The following is a 543-nucleotide window of genomic DNA, read 5'->3' as shown; positions in this document are numbered from 1 at the left end:
CCACGTTGGAGGTGTCCTCGACGTCGGCGTCCGGCGTGAAGGTCCCGGTCCAGGTGACCCCGCCGTCGGCGCTGAGGAAGGTCCCCAGCGCGCCGTTCGGGGCCGTCAGGTCGGTCTTGTCGAAGTCGCTGACCGCCTCCGAGAAGGTCACGGTCACCGTCGAGGTCTCGCCGATCTTCAGCGCGCTGTCGCTGAGCAGGATCGTGGCGGTCGGCGCATGGGTGTCGATGGCGTAGTTGGCCGAGGTCGCGGTCGTCCCGGCGTTRCCGGCCAGGTCGGTGTAGCTGGCGGCCAGCGCCACCGCGTTGGAGGYGTCCTCGACGTCGGCGTCCGGCGTGAAGGTCCCGGTCCAGGTGACCCCGCCGTCGGCGCTGAGGAAGGTCCCCAGCGCGCCGTTCGGGGCCGTCAGGTCGGTCTTGTCGAAGTCGCTGACCGCCTCCGAGAAGGTCACGGTCACCGTCGAGGTCTCGCCGATCTTCAGCGCGCTGTCGCTGAGCAGGATCGTGGCGGTCGGCGCATGGGTGTCGATGGCGTAGTTGGCCG

General features: G+C 70.1%; 1 protein-coding gene. It reads right to left on the bottom strand.

The window, feature by feature from the left end; genetic code table 11:
- Window positions 1-543: Ig-like domain-containing protein (locus tag AC1DQJ_RS20795; RefSeq protein WP_477606855.1), on the bottom strand; the 543-nt coding region annotated here is incomplete at both ends.

It is taken from the genome of Phenylobacterium sp. P4_E10 (genome assembly GCF_056401675.1).
This window is presented reverse-complemented; position numbering and strand designations above follow the sequence as displayed.